Raw genomic sequence first — 23,318 nt, 5'->3', positions numbered from 1 at the left:
AAATGGATACAAATAATATAATTTTAGAAATAGAAAAATCAATTAACAATAATTATGGAATTTTAACTTCTATGGGAGTTGTTAACGGATTAGCAGGAGTTTCTCTTTTTTATCATTATAAGGATAATAAGGATAAGTGTCTCTCTTTTTTAGAGAAATCAATCAGTGGTTTAAATGAAGACTATAAAGGAAATGATATTATAGCAGATATTATAGAAATAGGAATTCTGCTTGATTTTTACATCAAAGAAGGTGTTATAAAAAAAGAAGAAGTAGCATTTTACTTCGATAACTATGACTCAATTCTTCAAGAACTTTTAATAGATAAATTAAAAGAAGACAATCTAAACCCAGTTACAGGAATATTGAAGTATGGTAATTATTTTATAAATAGAGCCAAGCATTCCGGAAAAAATTACGATGAATTATTTTCATTAATTCTTTCTAAAATAGAAAAACTAGCAAAAAAAGATAAAAAAACGACTGGAATTTATTGGGTTTCTACCATTGAAAGAGAAGGGCGATATTTAGTAGAGTTAGGAGTAAAACATGGAGTCATTGGAATTGTAGATTTTTTAGTTGAATTATATGGGTTAGGATTTGAGAAAAAAAGGACAAAGAAACTAATAAATGAAGCTATAAAATATGTTGTTGAGTCTAAGTTAAAGGACAAAACATTTCTTTTTCCTTTTTGTACAAATAACGTTAAAGATGCCGTATCTTTTTCTTTCAATTTAAATTACGGAGATCTCGGAATTGCCTATGGAATTCATAAAGCAGTTAAGGCGTGTAATTTAGAAGTTTACAAAGAGGTAATTAATCAAACATTAAAAAACGCAGCTAATTTTAAAGATGATGAAAATAAATACTTAACAGATGCTAATTTATTTTATGGTTCATTAGGAATTGCTTCTTTACTAAAAAAGTTTAGAAAAGAATTAGAAGAAGATTTTCTTAATGATTCTATAAACTATTGGTATACAAAAACAAAAGAACATAAAAGACATGATAATGAATGGGCTGGATTTGACACAACTTTTAATAAGTTTGATATTAATGCTCAACTTTCCATGTCGCATGGAATAATTGGTGTAGGAACAGCACTCCTTAATTTTAATAAAGATTTAAACTTCGACTTTTTAACTTTTCTAGGGTATAAATTTTAAAACCCTAGAAAATTTCTGCTATGCTAATACACTTACAAGTAGTTATTAATTAGAAGTAAATTAGTAAAAAAATAAACAAAAAAAGTTTCGGGTTTTTTTATTAAAAACTGACATTTATTAATTTTTTATATCATAAAAACTTAGTTCACTTAAAAATTTACTAGGAGAAGTACCAAACTTCTTTTTAAAGGCAGTAGAAAAGTGTTGTGGGTTTTTATAACTTACCTTTTCAGAAACCTCATTTACGGTATGGCCTTTTAATAATAGTTCTTTAGCCTTATTCATTCTTAAATTAGCAATAAATTTAAATACGGTAATACCAAATGTGGTTTTAAATCCTTTTTTTAAGGCATATTCATTGGTGCCAATTTCTTTACATAACAAAGATAAGGTTAGCGGAGATGTATAATTATTAAGTATATATTCATAAACCCTTTCAATTTTATTAGCTTCTGTAGTAGTTAGCTTTGTTGTGTTTTTTTTAGGAGTACTAGGTGTAAACTGATAAAGTTGTAATAAAAGAAGATCTAATATTTTAGAGGTAATATGTATTTTTCGAAAATGATTATCCCATTCAGAGGCAATAACTTCTTTTATCAAAAAATGCATTCTTGAATTTATTAAGCAGTTTTCTGAATTAAGTTTACCAAATTTTTTATCACTAATGATTTTTTTAAAATCATCAAACCTAATATCATCGGGTAAATACTGAATGAAGAATAAAGGAGATAAGTTAAGGCGTACAATAAAAGATTCTGAAGATCCACACTCTAAAAAGCCTTTTGTATTGCTATAAAAGTTAATATTATGTGAGTTAGAGTTAAAAAAATACTTACTTTCTATTTCAGGTATATGTATAGTAAACTTCCCTTTTAAGTTAAATAACATTTCTATACTTTCTCCTTTAATATTAAAAGATATTTTATAGCCTTTTATAGTTTTTATGGAGCCAAAACCTATTTTGAAGTTTTCAAATACATGCTCCTTATACCAACCTTTAAAATTATCTTCATTAAAGTTAGTTACTAAGGTTTTGTAAAAATTATCATTTATATTTTTAATATTAGATAGCTTATCAAAAATAGCTTCTTCATTATTATATATGGTAACCTTCATACTTTCTTATTCCGTTTAACGTATGTTTTTTATCCGTTTAACGTATCCCCCGATTTTCGAATAAAAATTAGTTTTGCAGAAGACAAAAATAATTTATTTTTATTTAGTCTTAATAAGTAAAATTAGTTTTAACATAAAAAATGACAAAATCGATTTTAGTTATAACTTATAAAAAAAATAGCATGTTAACAATTATAGGCTGTTTAGCTCTCACAGGTTTTTATTTTTTATACAGTACTTCAAATAGAGCAGATTTAACATTTTATTTACCTCTTCAAAAATGGATTAATGAGAATAAAATAAAAGGAAAGTATATAGGTGTAGTCTTGTTAATTATTGGTTTAACTAGCGCGATTTTATATTTAGGTTTTGGCGCAGGAATATTTTCATATTTAACTCTATTAATGTTAGTGTCAAGTTTAGTTGTTTTAATTGAACCTTTACGCTTTTTAAAATTCTCAATATTAGTTGTTATGATGATTTTATCACTATTACTTGAAGTTTATCTTAAATAATTATGCCAGCAAATAAAAAATATTTGACAAGTTCACCTATCCAGCGTATTGCAAAAATAAGTGCTGGTTTTGTAGGAGGATATGTTGTAACAGAAACCTTTCACATCATGTTAATGACTTTTTTAAACATACCAAATTTAATAATGACACTACGTTTTTTTGGATTTATTATGTGGGCGGTTTTAATGATTTTAGCCTTTTTAGCCAAAAGTGCATGGAAAATATGGGCACTTTATACCCTTGTTAGTCTTCTATTTATTATAGTCATTTACTTAAATAATCCAAATCAATTATATTAAAATACCATTATGGCTAAGAGAGTATATAATATAATGTTTCATACACATACCATTAGTGGTATTGTTATAAGTGCAGCATTATATGTAATTTTTTTTACAGGATCTATTTCTTTTTTAAGAGATGAAATAATAGCTTGGGAAAGAAATGAGCCCGTTGAAAAAAACTTTTTTTTAGAAGGAGATTTTGATGCTTTATTAAATAATTTAGGAGAAGAGTATTACCTAAAAGGTAGAGACATTTCTTTTTATAGAAATATAGAAGGACAAAATGTAATCACCAGAATGGGGCAGTCTAAAGATACATTGGCACCAAAAAAAGAGCCTAAAAGAGCTTTTTTTTATACAAATTTAAAAACCTTTAAAAAAGCAAATTATAACCAAAACTATTCTTTAGGAGAATTTTTTTACAGGCTACATTTTTTTGCACAATTAAATTTTTATGGACGATCTGGGTATGTTTTTGCTGGTTTAATAGCTTTTTTCTTTTTGTTTGCAATTATAACAGGAATTATCGTTCACTGGAAAAAAATAGTACCTAATTTTTACCAATTTCGACCAAAAACGAAATGGAAAACTATTTGGACAGATGCGCATGTTGCACTGGGTGTAATAGGACTACCATATCAGTTTATATTTGCTGTTACAGGCGCATACCTAATTATTGGTTATATGGTAATGCTAGCACCTGTGCAAAACTATATTTTTAATGATAATTCTAAAGCTTTAACAGAAGCATTGAATTACGAAAAAGATATAAATTATGAGTACAAAGCAGTAGAATTAGAAAAAACTATTTCTATTAATGATTTTTTAGTTAGAACTAAAAAAAAATACCCAAGCTTACAATTAAATAGTGTCGAAATATTTAATTATGGAGATGCAAATATGCATGTAAAAGTAGGAGGATACCCAAAGTATAAGGATAACTTTTTAAGCTCAGAATCAATCACATTCAAAGCTTCAGATGGATATATAGTAAAAACAAAAGATTCAAAAAATAGCTTATCATTTATAGAAGGAGCTACAAATCTTTTAAAAAGATTACACTTTGGAGATTTTGGTGGTTATGGAATGAAATTAATTTACCTGGTTTTAGGTTTTGTTACCTGTTTTGTAATCATATCTGGTGTACTTATTTGGTTAGTTGCAAGAGATAAAAAAAGCGTACCTAGTTACAAACGTAAATTCAACACTTGGTTAGTAAATATTTATATGGCTATATGTTTAAGCTTATATCCAATAACTGCTCTTGTTTTTATTACCGTTAAATGTTTTTCAAACAGCAATGGAGACAATAGAAAAGTATTTATTTATCAGATATTTTTCTGGGGATGGCTTATACTAAGCTCACTTTTTATCGTAAAAAAAGACAATTACTTTACCAATAAAATATCACTTTTATTAGGAAGTATTTTAGGATTTCTAGTACCTATCTCAAATGGTGCTATTACAGGCAATTGGCTATGGATTTCTTGGCAAAAAGGATATTCACAAATTTTTGTGGTAGATGCTTTTTGGTTGCTACTTTCAATAACATCATTTAGTATTTTCTTCAAAATAAAAAGAAATAAAAAGCTTTAAAAGAATCATCTTAATAATCAGTATTATTTACTCCGTTTAGCGTAGCTAATTATCCGTTTAGCGTATAAAGCTTACAGTTTTATAGGAGTAATTTTGTTTTTAATTTCAATTAAGTCTAAATAAAAACAAAGTGAATATATTTAAGAAATCAATAAGTTTTATAACGATTAACCTTCTATTTTTATTCGTAGGATATACACAATCTAAATTATCCGGAACAGTAGTAGATGCGTGGAAAAAACCAATTCCTGGAGCAACAGTTATTATAAAAGACACGAATAAAGGAGTTTCAACTGATATAAATGGTCATTTTCTTTTTAAAGGTAAGCTTAAAGGAAAATATGTACTTAAAGTTTCTTTTGTAGGCTTTAAAACTAAGGAACTATTTTTTAAGATAGAAGAGGGAGAAGAACTAGTATTATCAATACAATTAGAAGAATCATCAGTAGAGTTAGATGAGGTACTTGTAACAGGAAAAAGTATCGTAAAAAAAGTAAAAGAAAAAGCATATAATGTAGGTGTTGTTGATGCTAAACAGTTACATCATACCTCTTTAGATTTAGGACATGCGTTAGATAGAGTAGCAGGAGTACGCATTAGAGAAAGTGGAGGAGTTGGTTCTCGAATGAATTTTTCACTTAACGGTTTTAGAGGAAATCAAGTTCGATTTTTTATTGATGGATTACCCATGGATAATTTTGGTTCATCTCTACAAATTAATAACATTCCAATAAGTTTAGCAGAACGCATAGAAATATATAAAGGAGTAGTACCTATAGGTTTAGGAGCAGATGCATTGGGAGGAGCTGTAAACATTATAACACAACAGCATAAAAAAAGTCATTTAGAGGCTTCGTATTCTTTTGGTTCGTTTAATACTCATAGATCACATGTAAATGCTGTTTATGTAGCAAAATCTGGGTTTACTGCGCAATTAAATGCTTTTCAAAACTATTCTGATAACAATTATAAAGTAAACGTTGATGTATCTGATTTAAACACCGGAGAATATTTTCCCAACCAAAGAGTAAAACGTTTTAATGATACTTACCATAACGAAGTAGCCATTTTTAATGTAGGTTTTGTAAATACTGAGTTCGCAGATCAATTATTATTTGGTATAACCCTAGGACAGAGTTATAGAGAAATTCAAACAGGAGCAAGAATGGTAAGCGTGTTTGGTGCTTGGCATACAAAAGGTAATATTATAATGCCTAGTGTAAAGTATAAAAAGAACGACTTTATATTTAAAAACTTAGATTTTAAGTTAACCGCTAATATCAACTTGGGAGAAGAAAAAAATATTGATACGTTACATAGGCGTTACAATTGGTTTGGAGATTTTAAAGAATATGATGGCCCTGGAGGAGAACGTTCGTATTCTTTATATAAATACAAAAATAACGCAGGTATTACAACAACAAGCTTAAACTATAAGTTGAATGATAAGCATAAAATTACATTTAGTAATACTCTTAATACGTTTGATAGAGTAGGGCATAATGAGTTAAATCCAGATAACGAAATTTACGAACACCCCAAAAAAGTGATGAAAAATGTAATGGGTTTAGGCTATGATTTTAAAAGTTCAAACTGGAATACTTCAGCTTTTATAAAAAAATACTATCAACGAAATAAGTTTGCAGAGGCATATAATCCTAGTGGAAACTACGGAGATGTAGCGTATAGAAATCAAGTTAATAAGTTTAATCATACAGGGTATGGGCTTGCTGCAACATATTTTGTAAACGATGATATACAATTAAAAGCTTCTTATGAAAAAAGTTATCGTTTACCAGAAGCAAATGAACTTTATGGAGATGTAATTAATTTAGAAGGAAACTTAAGTCTAAAACCAGAAAGTAGTAATAATTATAATTTAGGAGTTAGCCTTTGGAAGCATACAAGCAGTAATCACTCTTTTAATTTTAATGCAAATGGTTTTTATAGAGATGCAAAAGATTTCATTAGACCTACACTTAATAAAAATCAAAGTAGGCAAGTTATGGATAATTTAGCGAGTGTAACCAACCTTGGTGTAGAAGCAGAGGCAAGATATAACTTTAATAATCAAGTCTCACTAGGAGCAAACATAACTTATCAAAACTTAAGAAATAACACAAAATATGAAGATAATCAAACAGAAGTTAGTGTTGTTTACAAAGATCGAGTTCCTAACGAGCCTTATTTATTTGGAAATGCTGATGTGAGCTACACTTTTTCTAATCTATGGAATAAAGAAGACAAATTAAATGTAGTCTATAACTTGTTATTTGTTCATGATTTTTATTTGTACTGGCCAAGTTTAGGAAGTAATAAACTTGAAATTCCTCAACAAATATCACATGATATAAGTTTTACATACTCATTAAACAAGAAACTACAATTTACTTTAGAATGTAGAAACTTGTTAAATGCTGAGCTTTATGACAATTTTAGTTTACAAAAACCTAGTAGAAATTTTACAGGAAAAATTAAATACACTTTTTTTTAAGAACACATATATAGAAGATAATTAAATAACAATTATAAATTAAAACAAATGAAGTACAAAAACCTTTATTCAGCTTTATTTATTGCAGCGGCAATTTTTACGTCATGTAGTGATGATAATACTCCAAAACAGGGAGAAACACCTCAAAAAGGAGCAAAATACTTAATAACTGCGACACCAAAAGCATCAGAAGGAGTTGCAGATTATATACTTACAACAGATAATTTAACCCAAGGAAAAATTAGCACAGTAGGAAACGGTATTGAGCAAGATGGAACATATCGTTATTATGTAACTAGTAATAATAAGTTTTTTAGTTTATTATACGGACAAGGAAACCCAGGAGCTGTTACAACCTATCAGTTAGACGATAAAGGAGCATTAGAAAAGTTATCTAACTTCCAATCAGAAACTGTACAAGCGTTTGCGCCAGTTAAAGACGATTTACTATTAATAAAAATATCAAGAAATTCTGACTCCCCTATAGCTTCTTGGTACCGTCTTGATACCAGAACATCACAATTTGTAGCCGAAGGACAAATTAATACTAAGGACTTAGCAAATAAGGAAAATGGTGAGTTAGCTTTCTTTACTTGGATAACTCAAGTAGGTGATTATGTGTATTTGCCTTATTTTACAATTAAAGGAAATTCTACAGATAGATTTGGAACGAACTACCCTAACGAAGCCAATATTGCAGTGTATTCTTATCCAGAAATGGAGTATGTAAAAACGATTCATGACGATAGAACTAGTCATATTGGACGTTATTTTAACAATGGTTTGTCTGTAGATGAAAAAGGAGATACATATGCTTTTTCTTCTTCTGTAGCAACAACTAATGGAGAAATAACATCTACAAAACCATCAGCAATAACAAGAATAAAAAAAGGAGAAACAGCATTTGACCAAGCTTTTTATTATAACATTGAAGAAGCTTCAGGTAATAGATATGTTACTTCTCATTTATATTTAGGAAATGGTAAATTTTTAGTAAACTTGCACGATACAGCTTCAAAAGGGACATATAGTTCTGGAAAAGATTTGGCTATTGTAGATGTATATGCAAAAACGTTAACAGATGTAACTGGGCTTCCTACAAAAGAAGAAATAGAAAGTATTGCATCAAAAGGGCATTATGTGTCTAAAGCTGAAGGAATAGTTTATATTGGTATAACAACAAAAAACGGGAGCTATGTTTACAATATAGATGCTAGAACAGCAAAAGCTACACAGGGAATCGAAGTAGAAGGAGGAACGATTACAGCAATTAATAAATTAGATCCTGCAAATTAATATTGTTTTTATTATAGGAGTATTATTAAAATATTTAGTTTATCCAAAAAAACCTTGGTACTTTCCAAGGTTTTTTAATTTTTATACTAATGAAGTCTATACCCTTTTTTAGGAAGGTAAAAGACTAACTAAAATAAGATGTTTTTTTCTTAATAAGAAAACCAGTGACTATCACTACAGAAGTCAAGATTAAAATAGCTATTAAGTTTTTTGTTGTTTTCTGTTCTAAAGGTTTAAATATAAAAGTAGGACGACTCTCATAGGTTTCTATTGTGTATTTTTTGTTTTTAAATAAAAGCGGAACAATGTGGTCTCTCCATTTATTGGAGAAAGATACTACTTGTTGTTTATAATTTTCGTAATCGTTAGCTGAGGTTCCAGCAATTTTATTTAAAGCTTCTTGCATGAGAATAGCTGGAGATGTGTATTTAAAATAATCAACAACCTGTTGTTGTTTTTTTAAAGCCTTATTATAGTTTAATAATAAAGGAGAAAGTTGTTGTTCAAGTAAATCTTGTGAGGCAAAATAACGATGCCAGAAAGTAAAATTTTTATTTTCTTTATTAGCTAACTCAGGATGATCTCGTAAATACCCATCTAAAATTTCATCTTGTTTTTTCTCAATTTCTCTATTTGCTTCTCTAATCTCATTAATCATATTTAAGCGAGAAGGTGTAGGGTATATAGAGGTACTAATTTGATTAGCAGTTGCAGGAATAACTAAAACAATTAGTAACCACAGACCAATAAGAGATAAAGCATTTTTAGAAGAATTATTGATCTTTAAATTAACAATACCTGCTAGCGAAAACCAAAAAGCTTCGTAAGCAATTAATAACATAATAGTAGCAAATAATTGAGAAAAGTTTAAAAGAGCATTTTTTGTAAAAATTAAAATACAAACTAAAAAAACAACTAAAGAAATACTAGCAAATAAAATAAAACGAAAACCTAATTTTTGAATCAACCACTTTCTAATTGTTAAAGGTTGAGATCCGATAAGCCTTAATGTACCTAGTTCTTTTTCTCGGGATAAAATATTATAGGTAAATGCAATGATTAATAATGGTAGAATGAAAATAAATACAAAAGAAATATCAAACGTACCAAACAATAATTGGACAGGGTTAGCAATTTCTGTATAATCTAGTGCAAAATTATTGCCAAATATGCTTGGCTTCATAAAATGAGTGTATAAATCACTTTGACCTGTAGCAATAAAAGATAGAGGTTGAGCATCCATAGCAACAACCCTAGGGTGTCTTGTACCAACAGTTGAAGGATTGTTAGGGAGCATCCAATAAGGGAGTCCTGTGTCTATACCGTTTTCAATATCAAGAATGTTTTTTAGCATTTTAGTATCACTCTCTACTAAGTTTTGTTTTACTTTAATAATATCGTCGGTACGTTGTTTTACTTTTTTTTGTCCATTATATGTAGCAAAACCTATAATAGAAAGAAGTATTACAGTTAAAAGTGTAATCCATCCATTTCTAAATAAAATTTTCAATTCGTAATTTATGGTTTGGAAAAACATAATTATAATTTTTTAGAGAAAGTAATTAGTAAATAAAAAGGTACAAGCAACCAAATAAAAAGAATAAAAAAGTTCTTAAAGTTCCAGGTAATGATAGTAGATAAATTTGGAGGATGATATTTAAATTCGGGTAGTTTTGAAAACTTATCAGCTTCGGTTTTGTAGCTCCAATCTCCTGTTTTTGAATTGTTTTTGAAATCATCATTTAAAAACTTCTGAGTACTAACCCTATAACTTTCGGCTGCATCGGTAAAGTTCCAATGCGCTATATAACCAGTATTGGCAATATCCATAGAAAGAATTCTAATTGGTATAAAAGGAGAAATTACGGCTAGTTTTTGATAAGTAGTGTTTTGATTTTCAAAAACCTCTTTTAAAAAACCATAATGTTTTTTGTAAACTCTAGCTTCATGTTCTTCTCCTTTTTGCATTCTGTAAGCATCGTAATTAAAAGGCAGTTGCTGAATACTATCTACACCGTACTCTTTTAATGTTCTTTCTTTTAAAATTTGAGCCTCTTTACTCCATGGATTATGACCATCTAGTCCTTTTTCTTTATCTTGTTTAATGCTAGCTTGAAATTGTTGTTTCGTTGGGTAAGGATGAAAGTCGTTTGCTAAGTTGGTAGCTATTTTCGGTGTAATGAAGCAAAACAGAATCCATAAAGACATATTTACAACTAAAGAAATTCCTGAAGATTTACTAATTGATGATATAAGTATAGTTATGGTAACAATAATCATATAATAAACTAAGTAAGAGGTATAAAGTAGGCTTAAATTGTTCCAACTAAAAAGACCTGTAAAACTGTTGGAAGAAAGGAATATGCCAACAACAAGAAAAACTATTGTATTTAATATGAAAACTGGAATAAAGATAGAAAACCATTTACCTAAAGCTAGTTTTACAGGTGAAACACCTTGACTTTTTAACAAACGTAGTGTATCTAATTCTTTTTCTTTAGTAAAAGTATTGTAGCCCATTAATAATATAAGCAGAGGAATTAAATATAACAGTACAAAGTTGAGAGATAATGTACCAAACCTTGCTAGTTCTGTTTGATCCGAAGCTTCACTATAAGCAGCTTCATTTCTTTTATGAGCTTCTAAGAAAATAGAGTTTCCTGTATATTTATTCACACCATTATCAAATAATGATAAAGCAAACTTAGGTTTAAAAGCATATGTGCCGTAATGAGCAGCAGAGTGAGGATTTTTATCTCCTTGCGTATCCCACATACTCCTTTCCTTTTCTTTAGAAATACTATATTGTTTATTTATAGTTTTAAATTGATTATAACTAGTAATACCAGCAATTAAAAGGAGTATAAGTATTATGATTATTGAAAACCCAAAGCGTCCATCTCTCCGTAGTTCAGTAAGTTCTTTACAAATAATAGTTTTCATAATTAAGCTATTACATTTTTAAAATTCATAATATCTAAGTACAATTTCTCTAACTCTGATAATGTTATTTCATCAGAAGCTTTAGTACTTTGTAGTGTGCCATTACGCATAATGCCTATGTGAGTAGCAATATCTTTTGCACGAAACAAATCATGAGTAGCCATTAAAATAGCAACTCCTTCAGATTTCATTTTTAATAAAAGATCAGAGAATTCATTACTAGATTTAGGATCTAAACCCGATGTAGGTTCATCTAAAAGTAGAACTTTAGATTCTTTAGCAATTGCTAAAGCAATTCCAACTTTTTGTCTCATTCCTTTAGAAAATGTATTGACATATTTATTATGAGCTTCTTTTTGTAAACCTGCTTCTTCTAAAAATAAACTAAGTTCAGGCTTGTCAATTTTTTTTCCAGAGAGTTTTAAAAAATAATCTAAATTTTCTATAGCAGATAATGAAGCATATAGCATTAGATTTTCTGGAATATAAGTAATGAAATTTTTAGTTTTGATTGGATGTTTAGTAACCTCTAAACCATTAATTTTTGCAATTCCAGATGTAGGATTAATAAAGTTTAATAACATGTTAATTGTTGTAGATTTACCAGCACCGTTGGCACCAAGTAAACATAAGATTTCACCTTCATTAACCTGTAAGTCTAAGTTGTTTACAGCAATAAAATCACCATATTTTTTTGTCAGCTTGTTTGTTTGTATCATGTATATGTAAGTTTTAAGTAACCAATTCTATTAATATCTAGTACTACTACAGTAATTAATAAACTCTAAAAAATAGAAATATTAATTATGTAGTAATGTTTTGTTTTTTAGTATCTTATTTTAAGATAAACTACCAGTGTTTAATTCTGTATTTTAATAAAGAACTAATAAATAGGAGGGGGTCTGGAAAAAAGAGAATAGTTTATAAAGTCTTTGAAGTATATAGTAATTTTGAAAAAAACACTATTAAAAATAGGTTTATTTACAGCAGTGAAATTTATAGTGATTGATTGAAGGCAAATAATAGGAGTTTTATTACCTACTATAACGTATTCACAACTGCTACAATCCTCCACTGTATTATCTTCATGAGTAAGAGCATGTAATCCAACCAGCTTAACACTAATAAAGACTGTTAAGAAAATAAGGGCAATATGTGCTTTAAAGCGTTTCAAGCTATGTGTTATTTTAATGACTAAAATAATAAAATCTTTATATATAAGTATGTATTGCTTAGTTAAAAAAAACAATCTCAATAAACATTAAAAAGAGATATTTAAGAGGTAATAATTTATATTATAAGAGAATATGTTAGAGTTTTTTTCTAAAATCAATTTTGTGAGAAAGTTTAATCATTAAAGTATGGTCGTTTTCAATACGGTTTTCTTTTATGATTATGTATTGATTCATGTATCCTAAACTTAATGTAAAAGAAGCATCTAGGGGAATATCGAAAGCTCCATAAATTCTATTTTGACTAAAGTTTTTATTATTTGCGTATCTATCAACATCTAGAAATACTTGATTAGAGAATGACAAGCCTATTATTGTTTTACCCTCTTTAGATCGTATGATTGGTGTTTTTGCACCAAATATTAATCGTAATCTATGTCTTGTTTTGTCTTCCATAATACGCTGTTCTAGTAGCATTCCATAATTGACAGAAACTTTTTTAATTTTATTTTTTATGGTGAAGTACTCATAAATACGATGTTCAGTTCTTTTTGTAGGAACGGGATGTGCTCCATAAGGAAAGAGCACTACCCATTCATATCCAGCACCAAAACTTAGATTTTTTAAGTAATCATAACTTGTGCCAATCCTTAACTTTGATTGCTGCCAATCCTTAACAAAATTATGTCTACTCCAAGAGTATAACGTTTCAATATTGAACTTTTTAGTTAATTGGTACTTACCAGAATAATACCACCATGAATTAAACTGGTCGACTTTTTGGGCATAACTCTTAAAAATTACAAATAAAAATACTGTAGCTAGTAATTTTTTCATCATTGTCTAGAGTTTTTTACCTATAAAACGAATCACACTTCCTTTACCGTTGTGAGAATTTCCTTCATTCAAAAAGACTTCTTTTTCTTCTAAAAATTGAATTTCAAAACCAGTAAAATCTTGTTGTATCTGTTCTACAGAAAAAAGCATATCTACATCTTTTGGACCACCTATTTTAGGATTGTTTTTCTGATAATTTAGATGATTTTTACTAAAAGCTTCAAAAATTATATGCCCATTAGGTTTAAGAAGTGTAGTCAATTTTTGATGAATACTAGAAATTTTCCAAGCAGAAAAATGTGCGTAAATTAAACCAATAACATCAAAAGACTCTCTTGGAAATTCAAGATCTTGTATATCGCCTACAATATATTTTAGAGGCACACCTGATTCGTTGGCTAATTTTTGAGCCTTATTCTTTCCTTCAATACTTAAATCGGTTGCAGTAACATTCCATCCTAATTTGGAAGCATATACACCATTTCTACCTTCCCCATCAGCAGGCAGTAAAATAGTTCCTATTTTTAATTTTTGAAGTTCTTCTTTAAAAAATAAGTTAGGCTCTTTACCATAAGCAAAATCTAAGTTTTGATATCTTTCATCCCAAAATGCTGTATATTTTATATCGCTTTTTTTCATCATATTTTGATTTAAATTATATGATGTAAAAGTATAGTGAGTTAAAATTTTATGATAGGATAAATGTAAAGTAGTATTGTACTTATTTTAGTTTTTTTCTATATGCATCAGGAGAATAACCTGTATGTTTTTTAAAAAATCTAATAAAATAAGAAACATCATCATAACCTAAGTGATATGCTATTTGGTTTATTTGATTGGAAGATGCTAAAAGATATCTTTTGGATTCTAATATAATTTGCTCGTTTATAAGTTCTGAAGCTGTTTTACCTAAAGTCTGTTTTGTTATAGTGTTTAATTGATAGTTAGATAGATTTAACATGCTAGCATATTTTGAAACTTGTTTTATACTAGTAATGTTTGTTTCTAATAAATGTAAAAATTTATCAAGAGATTCTTGAATATACAGATCTTTAGTGTTAGGAGTTTTATTGTTGGTATTTCTTAGCCTCAGTAATTCTATAAAAAAAATATGAAGATTAGATTTTATAACTTCTTTATATGCTTCAGTTTTATCCTTGTATTCTGAAAAAATAGATGTCAATAAAAAATTAATTTTTGAAAAAAGGTCTTCCTCTAATTGATAATAATTTGAAGCGCTTACTTTTTGTAATAGAGAATTCATTCTTTTATTAAAAGGATAGTAAAAATCAGTATTAAACTGAATCATAAAACCCTCACTATTACTTCTTAGTTCTAATTCGTGCACTTGACCGGGTCGGATTATAAAAATAGTATGATCTGTAACATCATAATTAACAAAATCTATTTCGTGATTTCCAGTGCCTTTTTTCAATACTAAAAAGAAGAAAAAATCATGTCTATGAAGCTCGTGAACCATATCTTTTCCATTAAGAAGTTCCTGAAGATTTTTAATCATAAAATCACCAGATAGGTTAGGTTCTTTTTGAGAAGTTTTTAAATGTCTTACAGGGATGGTTTTCATGAGGTTAGAATCTAACTAATGTAATACAAATTTAAGTAGAAAAAGAGCAAGGAATAATAAGTAATTCTAAAAAATAAAAAAGTCCTATAAATTATATAATTCATAGGACTTTTAAGTCGGGGTGGCAGGATGATACCCAAACCACCTCTATGCAGTAAAATCAATACTTCCAGAAATAGACTAAAACAGTGTTAACCGAATTGTAGACCTATCTGTTAGTTTGAAATAGTATTATTTATCTGAACGTCTTACTACAAATTTACAGTTTTAACTCCATTAAAACCAGTCAATTTGCATCAAATATTATGATTAATCTATTAAATATTTGTTGACAATTTCTTCTTCTATTCCACTGTATTCAGCGAACTCTTGTACTGTAATAAACTGATGAGGTTCTTTATCTAAAAAGGTTCTGATGTCTTGCATAAGCTTACGCCCATAGCGTTCACTACGTCCTGTGATACGCTGAATATCTTTTGGGTATATACAAGCTCTTTTTGGGGTCATAATACTTTATCTATGCTTTATCCATACATCATCTATACTTCATTGTTTTATGATTATGGTGATGGTGATGCGTTGTTAAAATGTTGGAAATCCCGATAGGGTTTTCAATATTTTAATGACGTTTTTGGTTGTATCGGAATGGATGACCGAAAACGGAATTGCTTTTTTAACAACGTGCTATAAAATTACGTGATTTGGTTTCATTAATCAAAAAACGAATTATTATGGCAAAACAAACTGGAATTATTAAACTGAAAGGAACTATCGGTGGTATTTCCTTTTACAAAACGACTGACGGACATCTGGCTCGTGAAAAAGGCGGTGTGGATGGCAATCGTATTGCTAATGATCCTGCGTTTCAGAGAACGCGTGAAAATGGGTCTGAATTTGGACGTGCTGGTAAGGGTGGTAAAGTATTACGAAATGCTATTCGTATTCTTTTACAAAACGCAAAGGACAAACGTGTGGTTTCACGTTTAACTAAAACGTTGGTTGCTATCACTAAAACTGACACAACCAATGAAAGAGGATCTAGAACACTTCAAGATGGGAATTTAAGCCTGTTAGAAAGCTTTGAATTCAATTTAGGTGGAAAGTTAGGAACAACACTTTTTGCTCCGTTTACGAATGCTTTTGACCGTGTTTCTGGTGATGCTACGGTTAACCTTGATGCGTTTTCTCCAACGGTAAGAATTGCAGCACCAACGGGAACAACCCATTTTAAGGTGGTAATGGGTGCTTCTGAATTGGATTTTGAGAACGAGACCTCAACATTTGAAAATGATGAGACTGCTATTCTGCCTTACACTGCTGCCGATACTGCTGCTATTGCCTTAACAGCTTCTTTGACTGCTAACTCAACGCTTCCTGTTGTTCAGGTGCTTGGTATTGAGTTTTACCAAGAGGTAAACGGACAGATGTACGAGCTTAAGAACGGTGCTTATAACGCCTTGGCAATTGTTATTGTTGACACTCCGTAAGTATGGAATTAGTGCTGCATAGAGCCTATTTTGAAGAGGGCACCAATGGTGCTCTCTTTAATTCTGATAAGTTTCTTTGTCATACCATCGAATTGCCTTGGAACAATAACAAGCGAAACATTTCCTGTATTCCTGAAGGTACTTATGACCTTGAACCACGTTTTTCTAAACGGTTTAAGCATCATTTGATTTTGAAGGATGTAAAAGGTAGAAGCTTTATTCTCTTTCACCCTGCGAATGATGCTTTAAAAGAACTTCAAGGGTGTATTGCTCCAGTAACTTATTTGAGTGGAATTGGGAAAGGTGTTTATTCTAAAAATGCTATGCAAAAACTGTTGTCTTTGGTGTATCAAGCTAAAGACAGAAAAGAAACTATTTTATTAACTATTAAATCACAGAATTATGAACATTGTAGAACGTTATAAAAAACCAACTCCCAAATTTTTTAAGACTTTACGCAATATTGGTATTGCATTGGCTACTGCAGGTGGTGCTATCATAGCTGCACCTATTTCGATGCCTGCCATTGTGGTAACTATTGCTACTTATATGACTGTTGCTGGAACTGTAGCAACCGCAGTAAGTCAAGCAGTAGTTACTGATGAAGAAAACACTGAAACTGATGAGAATGACGATGGATTATAATACCAAATCTGCCATTATTGGCGGTACTTTCATTTCATCAATTGTAAACATTGGTGTTGAAGATTTAATTACTACCATTGTTTTGGCTGTTGTTGGTGCTATCGTGAGTTTCTTCGTTTCGCTACTGCTTAAAAAGTTTATCACTTTTATCGGGGCAAAGTGTCGTAGGTGAAAGTAATTATTGATGTTGAGCGGTTGGAAAGATAAATAAAGGGCATTTTCTAAAAAATGCTCTTTTTTTATGCGCGGTGTTGAGGTGGGTGAAAGCTATGACCGTCTGCCTTCTAAGCAGATGGTTTAGCCTTTTACCTACCGCAGACACAAGGCAAAACGTTAATAATTGCTGTAACCTACACCGTTGAAATGGGTGGTGGGGAAAAGTGGACACAAGGATTTTCAGTCCTTGTCCCTCAATGTTTAATGCGTAGAAAGAGGGATTCTCCACCCCGGACAAGTATTGCTTTAAATTAAATTTAGTTAAATTCAGGTCTTGTTAACTAATTTTTTAGCCCCTTCAAGAGTTCTTTCCAGTCATACTCATCTTTATTATGATTATTCCAATTCTCAATATCTAAAAGCACCGTTTTAATCTTGTTTTTATCAATCCATTGACCATTTACAAACACTCCCGAAATTTTACTTGTATTACTGATGTTTTCTAAAGGGTTTTCATTCAATAAAATTAAATCTGCAAACTTGCCAGTTTCAATAGTTCCGATTTTATCACTAATTTCAAGCCATTCAGCACCTAATCTTGTTGCAGAAGCTAAAGCTTCTTCATTGGTTAAACCGGCATCAACCAACAATTTTAGTTCGTCGTGAAGCGAAAAACCCCAAACCACACCAGACATTCCAGCATCTGTTCCCGCAACCATTGGGACGTTATGTTCTTTAAATGCTTTGACAATTAGTTTATGAAAATCAGCTTGTTTTTGATAATAGTTCATCAAGTTAGCTGATGCACCATTGTAACGGTTTGCTGTTAGCCACTTACTTTGCATTAGCGGGTGAACATACTTAAAGCTTGACAAGTTTTGAATATTCTCTAATGATTTGGCTTGTTTTATTATGGATTCCATATTTGTTAAATTCGGAATCAACCACGTGCCATTTTCTTTTGCTAAACGCGCAAATTCTTGTGCTTTTTCATAACTGTAATCGTTAGTTTGTTTAGATAGTTCTTCGGCATGTGCAATTAAACCAAAATGAGGAATAAAAAATTCTTTTGCTGGTTTTCCTTCAAACACAGTTGGAATATGACCAACAACTTTCATGTTTTGCTGTTGGGCTTCATCGATTATAGCTTTAAAAGTTTCTTCATTCAATTGGCTATAGACTTTAATAAACTCGTATTGTTCGGCTTTTGCAATTCGTACTGCTTGCCTTCCATCAGAAGGGTTAGTTGCCGTCATACTCATTCCTTTTCCATCAATTAACGCTGCTAATGCCATTCTTGGTCCAATTACATTGCCTCTTGTAATTTCATTACGCTGTCCTATGTGTTCTGGTCTTGCACTTAATTCAAAAACCGTAGTCACTCCATTTGCGATATACAACGTCATTAAATCTTGCGTGTCGTAATTTACCAAAGGTCCTTTTGTTGGGTAAAGCACCCAAGGACTTGAACTTGCAAGGTTATGTACATGCATATCAATTAATCCAGGAATGAGCCATTTGTCTTTTCCATCAATAATTTTTGCATTGGTTGGTATGGAACCATTTATGGATTGGATAATATTATCTTGTATAACAACTGTTGCATTCTCAATGACTTTGTTGTTTTCAGTCATTGGAATGACATTCACATTTTTTATAACATAAGTAACATTCCCTTGTTGGTTGGTTTTTAATTGTGAGTTGTTTTGCGCATTTAAATTGAAGCTGATAAAGGCTAACAGCGTTAAAAGTTTTAAGAATTTCATTTTGATTTTTTGATTGATGATTTATTTAATATGACGGTAAGTCTCATTCTTTGTTACAGTTTTGTGCTTAAACTTCAATGTCAGTTCTGAATTGAGCATGGGTAAAGCGGATATTTAGTTCGCACAATTTTTATTGTTTAAGAGGCGCTCATGAATATCGGCTGTTGAATTTTAGTATCTATTTGAGGGCAAAGGCTAGCCGATATTTTACATAATGGCGTTATAGTACAGAAAGTGAATGAATGCTACTATAACTACCCGTTATGTAAATATAGCTTTGGGTAGTGTTTAAATTTATAGCTTTTGGCAAAGTGTAGCTCTTTACAGTTGTGAACGAGGTACGAGTAAGCAAGCTGTAATGTGCTGCATAAGCGTTGGCTATTTAAACACTACATGAGCAGGGAAAGTGGAACAAACCAAAAGACAGAGGATTTTTGCCATAGCAATAAACTGGGTTTTGGTTTGTGGGGAATTGGAATTTATAAAGCTTCGGATTAAGATTACCTAAAATCAGGACGAATGAAGTATCTCATTCTTTCATCTTCGGCTCTATTATATTCTGATTGAATACGCTTTTTTACAAAATTTTTAATCGGAATAAGACGCAATTGTTCATTTGAAGAGTTCAAAATATTTAAAACCTTTTCCCATCTTTTAGCATACAATTCTCCCCAGATAACATTCCCTGTTTGTACACCTGGATTTCCAATCCAATCAATTGTTCTGAAAAATTCCACATCGTTATTCAAACCCAAGAAAAATAAAAATAATTCATCGTGCTTTGATTGTAAATTAGTTCTTATTGTATCAAAAATAACTTCTATGTAGGTTCTGTTCGATTGATTTTTTTTAATAATTTTCTTTACCAAAACATAAGCAGCTTCAAATTGTATTTCGTTCAAATTATTAAAAAGTATTGATACCGAGTGTCCTCCTAATCCCAAATAAAAATCACTTCCAATCAAATAGTCAATTACTTTTTCAATCTTATTTGTTCTATTAGGATAGTCCCAAATGAATGAAATATTCATATGTTCATTATGGCCATGTGATTTTTTTATTGAAAAAAAATGAGAGAAAAAATCAAACAAAAAATCATGATGTTGGCTATAAATATTAGCAAATCCTTTCAGTTGATAATCAAATGAAACTGATGATTTTGCAAGACTATATTGTTGAAAATAAGATTCTTTAATAAGTGTATAATCTCCTTCAAATACGTTTAAGTTTTCTTTGAATGGATATTCGGATATCCTTAAAGATAAATTCTCATTCTTAATTTTTAAATGTATAATTTCGATAATTTCTTTAATTATATTTCTATCTGGCTTCGAAAATTTCTCATATTCTTTAACATAAAAGTATGCGTATTTATTAATTGATCTTATAGTTTCAATAAGCTTTTCCGTAAAAAAGTCATTTACATATTCTTTAGACAAGCGATCAAAAAAACTCAACTTCCAGTATATTAAATTTTCATTTTGTATTTCCTCTAATAAACTCCATAATTTTTGAGCAGTGTCTACTGAATGATTTACAATTTTTGAAATCGTTTTATTCAAACATCTTATATCATAGTTCTTATTTAAATAAGCTTCTAAAAATAAAAGACCTCTTTCATTATTTCTTATAAAATTCTCACATAAAATAACTTCTAAAGAGTTTTCAATTTGTGAATTAACATTATCTTTTATGCTTTGAAAATTATCAACAGTCCCAAGGAAGGAATTAAATTCTTCCATCGAATTAAATGTGAAGTTCTCTTTTAAATCTGAACTTTTAATTTCTTCATATTCTTTCCAGTTTTCAAATTCATATTCTTCCTTATCTCTAAATCTATTCCAATCTAATTTCTTAAAATCACGATACTCTTGAGTATCAAAAACTGGTTTTAACTCCAAGTATGAGTCGTTACTTATTTTCTTTTCATTTTCAAGCGATTTAATCAAACTATTTACTACATATGTTTCTTTAAATGAATCTGAAGAAAAGTTGTCCATAACAAATGGAACTAATAATGTTAAATCAAAGTCTAAAATTTCAACATTTCTTTCTCTGTAACTAGGCTTATATTTATCAATTACATCTACCGCTTCTTTTCTATAAATATCAAAAAGTGAGAACAAAATTTCCCATATATTACATCTTATATCCTTTATTTCATCTGAAGCTGGTATAGGGTAATCATAAAAAGAAAATGTATTTTTTCTACCGCCATGAGTGATATGATGAGAGTGTTTTAAAAAACTTTCTGCAATTGCAAAAAAAGCGATAGAATAATGTTCTTTTCCAGATTTTATATTATCTCTTATATGCTTAATAAATAATGCTTGTCTACTAAAGCCATATCTTTCATCTGGCTCGTCAAATAATAGAGTTTCTCTAATCCTTCTAATAAACTCTGGTAAGTTATTTGGTTTCTTTCGAATATACTCAAAACCAAGTTGAAGTGCTGGTTCAAATGATTTAGTATGTTGTCTAAAGAACCTAGATATATAGTCTAATATTAGCTCTCTATTGTGAACAAAATCATTTGTTTCATAATGTGTATCATAGACTGGATTTTGTGGCTCTTCAATCTTATTTACCTTTAATAAAAAGAACTCAAGTGTTTCTTCCGGTTTACTAAACCAAAACAAATCTAAAAACTCTAACAATTTTGATTCATCATTTCTAATAGTCGAAATATATTTGTCAAATGAACTACTTATTTTTAAAAACACGTTATCATATCCGAAAGATTGACTTGAAGGATATAAGGCTTCCTTAAAGGAAAATTTATAATCATTGAAATAGTTAAATAATAATTTCTCAAACGACAAATAATTGTCTCTAATGAAAACAACATAAAAAAAATAAGTTGCCATAACTTGCTCCGAAATTCTAATATGATTGTATTGAATTTCTACAAGTTCTCGTTTATGTAACTCTTCTATGGCTTCATTAAATTTATAATAGTCTATTTCAAAAATTGAAAGCAGTTTTTCTAAAGCCTCTTTATTGTCTCTTTCTAATGTAAAGAAAAATGAAACAAGACCTAAAGATTTTAAAAGGTTTGGCTTATCAAATAAATTAAAATCTAGAGAAAAACTTGAAAAATAAACTTCAAATAAATCAGACACATCACCAAATAAAAACTCTGATTGTTTTTCTATAGCAACCCGAGCTCCCATTATTGCAAGTCTAGGGTTACCATCAGCAATTTCAACTATTTTCTTTTGATATTTATGATTGAGAATTCCAAACGAATCACTCTTTAAGATGTCTACTATTTCTTCGTCGTTAAACTTCGGTATCTCTATAGACTCTGAATCAAACTCGACACTACAGCTTTTAATATCCCCTAATGCATAATCGCGTACTGTTATAACAAGTTTAAGTCTTCCTGTTCTATTTTCTTTGAAAAGGCCAAAGATTTGTTTCAAGTTTGGAAGTTGTCTATTAGCATCATCAATAAGTAAAATATAATCTTTGTCTGGCCTTATTTGAATTTTTAAATCTTCGAAAATATCAACATCTTTCTTTGCAATAACATAAGATTCAAATGAGGTATTCTTTTTTTTGAAATTTTGAATGGCTTGAATTCCAATTTTAGTTTTTCCAACACCAGGTTTCCCAGAAAGGATTAGTAAATCTTTCAAATTTAAACTATTCTCAATTTTGCGTAGTTCGGTATTTCGATGTAGAAATATATTATCCAAGCGGGTTGACAATTGATTAGCCTTATTATTGTATTCTGAAATAAATTTATCAAAAGGTAATATTTGTCCCGTTTCTAAAGCTATTCCAAGATATTCTCTTGCTAGTAATAAATATTTGGATAATATTTCTAAAGCAAGGGTATCTATACCTATCAACTCTAATAAAACGCCTTTGTTTTGAACATGCTTTTGAATCTCTACTTCTTCTTTTACTGAAAGCCTATTATTAAAGCAAATAATAACCGTTTGAATTTGTTTTGGATCTACACCCGTTTTTGATTCATTCAGACATTTATTTATATCATCTTTTATTTTAGAAATGAGAGATGAAGATTGAGTAGTATGCTCTACATAAGCTAATTTATTATTTAATAATCTTAAAAACGTGTCTGGGGTCCCTACAATTGTCTTCTGTTTTCCTAATTGGCTTCCACTTCTATTCATACTTAAATATTCATCTTCTCTTAAAGCTAAATAAGTATCGCATAGATTTTGAAACCCTGAACTATCTATTGATAATAATTTTTTTTCTATTAATTGTAACCTTCCAGACATTAAT

The 23,318-nt window shown here is 29.7% G+C and carries 20 protein-coding genes; 9 read left to right on the top strand and 11 right to left on the bottom strand.

The features are described 5' to 3' along the window. The first annotated feature begins 2 nt into the window (after positions 1-2). Positions 3-1,166, top strand: a complete 1,164-nt coding sequence (locus ABHQ57_RS11075; protein WP_073184639.1) for a lanthionine synthetase LanC family protein — start codon at positions 3-5, stop codon at positions 1,164-1,166. A gap of 117 nt (positions 1,167-1,283) precedes the next feature. On the opposite strand, the gene ABHQ57_RS11070 is transcribed toward ABHQ57_RS11075, so the two are convergent. Next, on the bottom strand, positions 1,284-2,282 hold the full coding sequence (locus tag ABHQ57_RS11070) for a helix-turn-helix transcriptional regulator (protein ID WP_047790184.1): 999 nt from the start codon (positions 2,280-2,282) through the stop codon (positions 1,284-1,286). Between the two features lie 182 nt (positions 2,283-2,464). On the opposite strand from ABHQ57_RS11070, the gene ABHQ57_RS11065 reads away from it, so the two are divergent. From ABHQ57_RS11065 to ABHQ57_RS11045, 5 genes are all read left to right on the top strand, one after another. Then, positions 2,465-2,797, top strand: coding sequence for a hypothetical protein (locus ABHQ57_RS11065; RefSeq protein ID WP_047790183.1), 333 nt, complete (start codon positions 2,465-2,467; stop codon positions 2,795-2,797). Between the two features lie 2 nt (positions 2,798-2,799). After that, the gene (locus ABHQ57_RS11060) at positions 2,800-3,096 is read left to right on the top strand and encodes a hypothetical protein (protein ID WP_389863706.1); all 297 of its coding nucleotides are present in this window, start codon (positions 2,800-2,802) and stop codon (positions 3,094-3,096) included. Between the two features lie 9 nt (positions 3,097-3,105). Next, a complete protein-coding gene (locus ABHQ57_RS11055; protein WP_167714239.1) occupies positions 3,106-4,677 on the top strand; it encodes a PepSY domain-containing protein in 1,572 nt (523 codons plus the stop codon). A 130-nt stretch (positions 4,678-4,807) separates the two neighbouring features. Next, positions 4,808-7,171: a TonB-dependent receptor gene (locus ABHQ57_RS11050; RefSeq protein WP_231128434.1), complete on the top strand. Its 2,364-nt coding sequence runs from the start codon at positions 4,808-4,810 to the stop codon at positions 7,169-7,171. 48 nt (positions 7,172-7,219) lie between these two features. Further along, positions 7,220-8,467: a DUF4374 domain-containing protein gene (locus ABHQ57_RS11045; protein ID WP_047790180.1), complete on the top strand. Its 1,248-nt coding sequence runs from the start codon at positions 7,220-7,222 to the stop codon at positions 8,465-8,467. Between the two features lie 124 nt (positions 8,468-8,591). Here ABHQ57_RS11045 and ABHQ57_RS11040 read toward each other — a convergent pair whose 3' ends face one another. The 7 genes from ABHQ57_RS11040 to ABHQ57_RS11010 form a co-directional block, all read right to left on the bottom strand. Continuing rightward, entirely contained in the window at positions 8,592-10,004 is a 1,413-nt protein-coding gene (locus tag ABHQ57_RS11040; RefSeq protein ID WP_047790179.1) for a DUF3526 domain-containing protein, read from the bottom strand. 2 nt (positions 10,005-10,006) lie between these two features. Then, on the bottom strand, positions 10,007-11,410 hold the full coding sequence (locus ABHQ57_RS11035; RefSeq protein WP_167714238.1) for a DUF3526 domain-containing protein: 1,404 nt from the start codon (positions 11,408-11,410) through the stop codon (positions 10,007-10,009). 2 nt (positions 11,411-11,412) lie between these two features. Continuing rightward, positions 11,413-12,129 (bottom strand): ABC transporter ATP-binding protein, encoded by a 717-nt coding sequence (locus ABHQ57_RS11030; protein ID WP_073184623.1) that lies wholly within the window; start codon positions 12,127-12,129, stop codon positions 11,413-11,415. Positions 12,130-12,720: 591 nt separating this feature from the next. Next, positions 12,721-13,422 (bottom strand): DUF2490 domain-containing protein, encoded by a 702-nt coding sequence (locus tag ABHQ57_RS11025; protein WP_047790175.1) that lies wholly within the window; start codon positions 13,420-13,422, stop codon positions 12,721-12,723. Positions 13,423-13,425: 3 nt separating this feature from the next. Further along, positions 13,426-14,061: a class I SAM-dependent methyltransferase gene (locus ABHQ57_RS11020; RefSeq protein ID WP_317166156.1), complete on the bottom strand. Its 636-nt coding sequence runs from the start codon at positions 14,059-14,061 to the stop codon at positions 13,426-13,428. 79 nt (positions 14,062-14,140) lie between these two features. Next, entirely contained in the window at positions 14,141-15,004 is an 864-nt protein-coding gene (locus ABHQ57_RS11015) for an AraC family transcriptional regulator (protein WP_047790173.1), read from the bottom strand. A gap of 309 nt (positions 15,005-15,313) precedes the next feature. Continuing rightward, positions 15,314-15,511, bottom strand: a complete 198-nt coding sequence (locus ABHQ57_RS11010; protein ID WP_167714237.1) for a hypothetical protein — start codon at positions 15,509-15,511, stop codon at positions 15,314-15,316. Between the two features lie 224 nt (positions 15,512-15,735). On the opposite strand from ABHQ57_RS11010, the gene ABHQ57_RS11005 reads away from it, so the two are divergent. From ABHQ57_RS11005 to ABHQ57_RS10995, 3 genes are read left to right on the top strand one after another with little or no spacing between them, the layout of a single operon-like run. After that, positions 15,736-16,491 (top strand): hypothetical protein, encoded by a 756-nt coding sequence (locus tag ABHQ57_RS11005; protein WP_167714313.1) that lies wholly within the window; start codon positions 15,736-15,738, stop codon positions 16,489-16,491. Between the two features lie 2 nt (positions 16,492-16,493). Then, the gene (locus ABHQ57_RS11000) at positions 16,494-16,916 is read left to right on the top strand and encodes a DUF5675 family protein (RefSeq protein WP_167714236.1); all 423 of its coding nucleotides are present in this window, start codon (positions 16,494-16,496) and stop codon (positions 16,914-16,916) included. Beyond that, positions 16,894-17,136 (top strand): hypothetical protein, encoded by a 243-nt coding sequence (locus ABHQ57_RS10995; RefSeq protein ID WP_167714235.1) that lies wholly within the window; start codon positions 16,894-16,896, stop codon positions 17,134-17,136. The genes ABHQ57_RS11000 and ABHQ57_RS10995 overlap by 23 nt, the downstream gene beginning before the upstream one ends. On the opposite strand, the gene ABHQ57_RS10990 is transcribed toward ABHQ57_RS10995, so the two are convergent. The 3 genes from ABHQ57_RS10990 to ABHQ57_RS10980 form a co-directional block, all read right to left on the bottom strand. Continuing rightward, a complete protein-coding gene (locus tag ABHQ57_RS10990; protein ID WP_167714234.1) occupies positions 17,131-17,280 on the bottom strand; it encodes a hypothetical protein in 150 nt (49 codons plus the stop codon). The genes ABHQ57_RS10995 and ABHQ57_RS10990 overlap by 6 nt on opposite strands. 353 nt (positions 17,281-17,633) lie before the next feature. Next, positions 17,634-19,058: an amidohydrolase family protein gene (locus tag ABHQ57_RS10985; RefSeq protein ID WP_167714233.1), complete on the bottom strand. Its 1,425-nt coding sequence runs from the start codon at positions 19,056-19,058 to the stop codon at positions 17,634-17,636. 500 nt (positions 19,059-19,558) lie between these two features. Then, a complete protein-coding gene (locus ABHQ57_RS10980) occupies positions 19,559-23,314 on the bottom strand; it encodes a hypothetical protein (RefSeq protein WP_167714232.1) in 3,756 nt (1,251 codons plus the stop codon). Positions 23,315-23,318: the final 4 nt, after the last annotated feature.

The organism is Tenacibaculum sp. ZH5_bin.1 (genome assembly GCF_042865525.1).
GTDB lineage: Bacteria > Bacteroidota > Bacteroidia > Flavobacteriales > Flavobacteriaceae > Polaribacter > Polaribacter mesophilus.
This window is presented reverse-complemented; position numbering and strand designations above follow the sequence as displayed.